The organism is Pedobacter sp. HMWF019 (assembly GCF_003061025.1).
Taxonomy (GTDB): Bacteria; Bacteroidota; Bacteroidia; order Sphingobacteriales; family Sphingobacteriaceae; genus Pedobacter.
Map to the genome: position 1 here is coordinate 1 of NZ_QAIL01000002.1, position 5,433 is coordinate 5,433.

Annotated in this window: 8 protein-coding genes; 2 read left to right on the forward strand and 6 right to left on the reverse strand. The window is 36.0% G+C overall.

Features of this window, described 5'->3' with window-relative positions; genetic code table 11:
* Positions 1–43 precede the first annotated feature (43 nt).
* Both DBR11_RS00035 and DBR11_RS00040 read left to right on the forward strand, forming a co-directional pair.
* A complete protein-coding gene (locus tag DBR11_RS00035; RefSeq protein ID WP_108549562.1) occupies positions 44–1,516 on the forward strand; it encodes a RagB/SusD family nutrient uptake outer membrane protein in 1,473 nt (490 codons plus the stop codon).
* A gap of 4 nt (positions 1,517–1,520) precedes the next feature.
* Positions 1,521–2,870, forward strand: a complete 1,350-nt coding sequence (locus DBR11_RS00040; RefSeq protein WP_108549563.1) for a redoxin domain-containing protein — start codon at positions 1,521–1,523, stop codon at positions 2,868–2,870.
* Positions 2,871–2,913: 43 nt separating this feature from the next.
* Here the strand turns inward: DBR11_RS00040 and DBR11_RS00045 are convergent, their stop codons facing one another.
* The 6 genes from DBR11_RS00045 to DBR11_RS00065 all read right to left on the reverse strand — a co-directional run bounded on the left by DBR11_RS00045 (position 2,914) and on the right by DBR11_RS00065 (position 5,306).
* Complete coding sequence (locus tag DBR11_RS00045; protein ID WP_108549564.1) at positions 2,914–3,165, reverse strand: hypothetical protein; 252 nt, start codon at positions 3,163–3,165, stop codon at positions 2,914–2,916.
* A 79-nt stretch (positions 3,166–3,244) separates the two neighbouring features.
* On the reverse strand, positions 3,245–3,493 hold the full coding sequence (locus DBR11_RS00050; RefSeq protein WP_108549565.1) for a DUF6520 family protein: 249 nt from the start codon (positions 3,491–3,493) through the stop codon (positions 3,245–3,247).
* 86 nt (positions 3,494–3,579) lie between these two features.
* The gene (locus DBR11_RS29340; protein ID WP_146186422.1) at positions 3,580–3,831 is read right to left on the reverse strand and encodes a hypothetical protein; all 252 of its coding nucleotides are present in this window, start codon (positions 3,829–3,831) and stop codon (positions 3,580–3,582) included.
* A gap of 31 nt (positions 3,832–3,862) precedes the next feature.
* Positions 3,863–4,297, reverse strand: coding sequence for a MauE/DoxX family redox-associated membrane protein (locus tag DBR11_RS00055; protein WP_108549566.1), 435 nt, complete (start codon positions 4,295–4,297; stop codon positions 3,863–3,865).
* A gap of 5 nt (positions 4,298–4,302) precedes the next feature.
* Entirely contained in the window at positions 4,303–4,785 is a 483-nt protein-coding gene (locus tag DBR11_RS00060; protein ID WP_108549567.1) for a hypothetical protein, read from the reverse strand.
* A 197-nt stretch (positions 4,786–4,982) separates the two neighbouring features.
* Positions 4,983–5,306: an AraC family transcriptional regulator gene (locus DBR11_RS00065; RefSeq protein ID WP_108549568.1), complete on the reverse strand. Its 324-nt coding sequence runs from the start codon at positions 5,304–5,306 to the stop codon at positions 4,983–4,985.
* Positions 5,307–5,433 lie beyond the last annotated feature (127 nt).

Consider the following 5,433-nt stretch of genomic DNA (forward strand, 5'->3'; position numbering starts at 1 on the left):
GTATACAATTGTCTCTTTAACAGTATTCTAAAAAGATATTAAGATGAAATATTTCAATTCAAAATCAAAAGTTAAAAGTAGTACCACAATTGGCACAATTTCTATCATGTTACCAATTTTACTTTTAATAACGCCCCTTTTTTTAAGGTGTAAAAAATTTGTGGAGCTTGATCCCCCTAATACTTTACTGGTTACTGGTAACGTTTTTCAAAATGATGCAAATGCCAGCGCAGCAATGACGGGTATCTATTCTCAAATGGTGGAACAAAATCTCCTTCCTTATGAGTTCCCTTTATTTACAGGGCTTTGCGCTGATGAACTTAAAACAAATCTGGCTTTGTTTAAGCCAGTTTATCAAAATGGCTTACAGCCTGTAGATGCAGCAACAAATATAATTTGGACTTTAGGATATAATTTTATTTATCAAGCAAATGTAGTGTATGAGGGGTGCAACGCATCGACTACATTGAGTCCTGCGGTTAAAAAGCAATTAATGGCTGAGGCTCTTTTTATCCGGGCATACTGGCATTTCTATTTGGTGAATTTGTACGGGGATATACCGTTGATTACCTCTAGTATTTACATCGATAATGCAACAGCATCCCGTACGCCTAAAGCACAGGTTTACCAGCAGATCATTACAGACTTGAAAAATGCTCAGGGAAACTTAAATGAAAATTATGTAGCTGCAAATAGTATTGCTACAACTACAGATCGGATAAGGCCAAATAAATATGCTGCAACCGCATTGTTGGCAAGGGTATATTTATATACTAATAACTATGCTGACGCAGAGACGCAAGCAACAGCGGTGATTAATAACAGTTCTGTATATTCTACTTCTACTGTAGATGTAAATAGTGTGTTTTTAAAAAATAGTAAAGAAGCTATTTGGCAATTGGCAAAGCCCACACCAACTAACAGTATTAATACCTATGAAGGGGCAAGTTTTATTTTAACCGCTGTCCCTTCACTTGGGCTTCAAAAATCTTCTACAATCAGCACGCAATTATTAAATGCATTTGAACCTGGGGATTTAAGAAGGAATAATTGGATTGGTAAATTTACAAGCGGTTCTGTAGATTATTATTTTCCTTATAAATACAAGGTAGAAACTTCTGCAACCATCACGGAGTATTCTATGGTGTTACGTGTGGCCGAACAGTATTTGATACGTGCAGAGGCCAGAGCGCAACAAAATAATCTACCTGGCGCTATTGGTGATATCGATGTGATTAGATTACGTGCTGGTGTATCATTAATTGCGGCAACAAATACTAATATTTCTAAAACGAATTTATTGGCGGCAATTTTGGATGAGCGGCAAAGGGAGCTGTTTACAGAAGGTGGTCACCGTTGGCTAGATTTAAAGCGCACCGGTACTATTGATGCCGTAATGACAGCGGTAGCACCATCTAAGGGGACCACTTGGAACACGGCTAAACAATTATGGCCCATCCCGCAAAAAGAAATTGGAAACGATGTGAATTTGGTACAGAACCCTGGTTATAACTAACGTGATGAAGAATTTTATAACACTAATTTGTGTATTGGCCCTTACTTACGTAAGCCATGCACAAGAAAAAATTAAAACCGCTTATCCTAATATTGGTGATACGTTATCAAATTACACTTTTACGGATTTGGTAAATAGTTCCACAAAAACAGTATCGATAGAGGACTACAGAGGAAAATGGTTGATCCTGGATTTTTGGGGTTATTCTTGTGGTGGTTGTTTGGCCAGTTTTCCAAAAATGGATTCCCTACAGGAGAAATTTAAGGACAAAATGAAATTGATTATGGTAGGGGCTATCAAGTATCCCGGCTTTAATACCAAGAAAATAGAAAAGATCACTAAAGATGTATATCGTCGTCTTGATCAAAAATACCATCTAAAATTTACGGTGGCTTTTGACAGTGTGTTGAACCATACTTATGATGTAGGTAGTGTACCTCAGATTTTGGTTATAGATCCTAAAGGAGTTATTAAAGCAAAGACTTATCTAATCAATGAACAGCAATTATCCTCCTTAATTAAAGGTGAACCTACGCAGTTTGTTCGCTCTTATTCCCGGTCAGAACCTTTAAAAAGATATACTTATAAGGAAAACTTGCCTTTTTTAACTAATGGTGTTGCTGCTAACGGAGGGAATGATACAAGTTATCTATTTAGATCTTTATTGAAAGTAAGTGATGATTCGATGCCTCCTGCTAAAATAGTACGCTTTAAAGGGAATAGAAGAACAACTTTTGAAAATGGGAGATTAGAGGTGTTTTATTATTCTTTACTCAATCTGTATCAGTTGGCTTATTTAGGTATGGACTCTTGGGAAATATGGGAAGAAGACTTTTACGAAAGGTATGCAACTAAGCTCTATCTTAATCTAAAGGATTCTACTGATTATAAATTGCTTAACAAAAAACAATATTCGTATAGTTTAAGTGTTCCAAAAAACAAATCTACACCTGAATTTTTAATGAAGGTTATGCAGTCTGATTTGGAAAATTACTTTGGTTTTAAAGCCAAAGTAATAAAGAAGATGCTTCCTGTATATTACTTTGAAGTAGATAATGAAGACTTATTTAAGCGTAAGATTTTAAACGCTCATTATAACGGGAACTATGGTGATTCTTATGGTAGTTTTATCGCTAAAAATATTTCCTTGACTGATTTTATGAAAAATCTATCTATTATGATGAATTTGGATCTACCGACTTTTAATCATACTGGTTTAAATCCGAAGATTAATGTAGAATTTGTTGCAAATAGATTAGACGGAGATGATCTACAGAAAAAACTTAGTAATTATGGTTTAAAGTTAGTGAAGGGTGTTAAGGAGCTAGAAGTAATAGAGTTGAATCAAAACTAAGTTAGAATAGAAATATGCTGGCAAATAATTGCCAGCATATTTTTTAAGGTTTTTTTAGTGGTACGTTACATGCAATATCGCTAAACAATTGCTTGCCATTATCGATCCCTGAAACTGTACCTAAACATGGATGTGCTGTTCCTGAACAATCCGGTACATCAGGAGCAGTTGTACATCCTAAAAGGTCGTCGATGTAATAGTACTGAACGAATTTTTTCGTTTTGACTGTCGCAAATGCACTTAATCCAGCCAATAAGACTACGCAGAGGCCGATTAACATTTTTGGTTTCTTCATGATGTTGATGTTTTTAAATGATTAATTGTTGTTTACCTTAACATGCTAAGGTTTATTATTGCGCAAAGAGTTGATTCGATTAAATCTTCGTTAAAGGTGTAAAGCAGAAACTATCATTATACAATTGTCTTCCTAAATCTACGGTCTGTGTACCTAAACATGGATTAGAACCTGGTGAGCAGACAATGGGTTCTGTAACTGATAAACAATTAAATGAGTTATCTATATACCAGTAGCTAGAAAAATTTTGATTCTTTACAGTAGCAAATGCACTGATACCAGCAATTAAGGCAATGATGAGGCCCAATAGAAATTTTTTGTTTTTCATCGTGTTCGTTTTTAAAGGTGATAGAAATGATTGTCTAATAGCCATTCGCGTTATGGCTGTTTATTGCGCAAAGAGTTATCGAAAAACTAGTGCTTTGTCAATGGAGTAAAACAAATGCTATCGCTATAAAGTTGTTTTCCTAAATCAACACCTGGTATTGTACCTAAACATGGATTTGGACCAGGTACACAAAGAAACGGTTCTGAAACAGGGGTGCAAACACCAATATTATCTATATAAAAAACAGTTACTCTGCTATAACCGTTTGTCGTTGCAAAAGCAGCTATACTCGTAATTACTGCGACACCTAATCCGATGGGAATTTTTAAGCATTTCATAATTTATGCGTTTTTAAAGATGATAGAAAAATTATTGCGCAAAGCGCTTACTGGTCTTGGATCGTTGCAACCAGATGCCGGATGCGGCTAATACCGTGTAAAAGATGTTAAATATAAAATGCTGTGGCCATGTTAATTCCCTAATCAATCCCCCACATGTACAAGGCTTATCTTTGTTCGGAACAAAACCAAGTATCGCACCTACATAAATAGTAAACAATATCATTAATATGGTGGCTCCATATAATCCGTATAGCCTGGTCCGTTCAAAGAGCAATAGTGCGGCTATACTGAGTTCTGTTACAGGCAGTGTTAAAGACAATAGAGAGGCATAAGGTGCAATAAACGGCGAACGGTTCAAGTCGTACACATAGATATTGTACATAAACAACTTACTGAGTGCTGCATATACAAACAGCAGGATAATAGCGTAACTGATCACATCTATAGTTATGTCCTTTTTCATACGATTCAATTAATAGCTTTTATGGCGTTTATTAATACCTGGATGTTAGGTTCACCTCTAAATACACCAACAGTTTCTTTATTCTTGTTATATAGTGCTATTAAGGGGGTGGCATACGTTTGAAAGTGTTTGGGTAGAAAATGCGTATAGTCTTGCCCGACGGTTACATTAGGGTATTTATCCAGCTTATAATAATCTCTAAATAGTGTTACCTGTGAGAACTTTTCTATGCTGAGAAAATAGAAGCGCACGTTCTTTACTTTTTCCATATTCTGCAATAGACTATCTGTAGTTTGTTGGCAATCCCTGCAATCTGAACCAAAGTGTATGATCACTATGGGTTTATCTTCTGGAATATCCTTAGTATTGGCAATGGTAATACTGTCTATGGCTCTATAATCAAAAGTTGGTAACCTGGCTAATGGATCTGTTTTACAGGCAGAGGCAAACAACAGGCACACCAGTGCTGTGGGTATATGGCATTTCATAAAAAAGATTAATGATAACGTGAACTACGGCGTTGCGATTCTTCCTAATTTGTGCGACTACATTTACTGTTTCTGTGATGCAAGGTATATCATAGTACTTTATCTCCAAACTATTTATAGGAACCGAAACCGCGCCGGGTGCTGCTTTTTTGCAGCATGGGTCCGCTTGCTAAAACTGGTACGGTAGTTTTGCTTTATTAAACTTTCTTTTTTGGTGATTGTCCGTAAATTTTCCGGTAAGCTCTGGCAAAACTGCCGGTGGTTTTGTAGTGGAGTTCGTGTTGTATGTTCTTTATCTGCACGCCGCTTTCGATTTGGCGTTTGGCGTATTCCATACATTTTTGCAATCTGTATCTGTAAATGGTGTAACCGTATTGTGCCTTAAAGCCTTTAGTGATCGTGGTTTCGGAGAGGTGATAGCGGCGTACCAATTCTACGATAAGTATATGGTTTTTAAAATTGGCAGTAATGTCCTGGCAAATGTTACGGATGATTTCTATTTCATGTGGTGAAAGATTCATGCCAGCAGAATTAAGGTAGGGTGTTTAAAATGAAATTTTAATTCGCCGAAATTAAATGAAATTTTTTTGATTGGGAATAAAAACAAAAATGACGTTTAAATGTTGGTACACTTATTTAGATTTAATT

Coding starts and splice junctions, on each gene's coding strand:
- DBR11_RS00035 (WP_108549562.1), top strand. CDS start 44: ATGAAATATTTCAATTCAAAATCAAAAGTTAAAAGTAGTACCACAATT.
- DBR11_RS00040 (WP_108549563.1), top strand. CDS start 1,521: ATGAAGAATTTTATAACACTAATTTGTGTATTGGCCCTTACTTACGTA.
- DBR11_RS00045 (WP_108549564.1), bottom strand. CDS start 3,165: ATGAAGAAACCAAAAATGTTAATCGGCCTCTGCGTAGTCTTATTGGCT.
- DBR11_RS00050 (WP_108549565.1), bottom strand. CDS start 3,493: ATGAAAAACAAAAAATTTCTATTGGGCCTCATCATTGCCTTAATTGCT.
- DBR11_RS29340 (WP_146186422.1), bottom strand. CDS start 3,831: ATGAAATGCTTAAAAATTCCCATCGGATTAGGTGTCGCAGTAATTACG.
- DBR11_RS00055 (WP_108549566.1), bottom strand. CDS start 4,297: ATGAAAAAGGACATAACTATAGATGTGATCAGTTACGCTATTATCCTG.
- DBR11_RS00060 (WP_108549567.1), bottom strand. CDS start 4,785: ATGAAATGCCATATACCCACAGCACTGGTGTGCCTGTTGTTTGCCTCT.
- DBR11_RS00065 (WP_108549568.1), bottom strand. CDS start 5,306: ATGAATCTTTCACCACATGAAATAGAAATCATCCGTAACATTTGCCAG.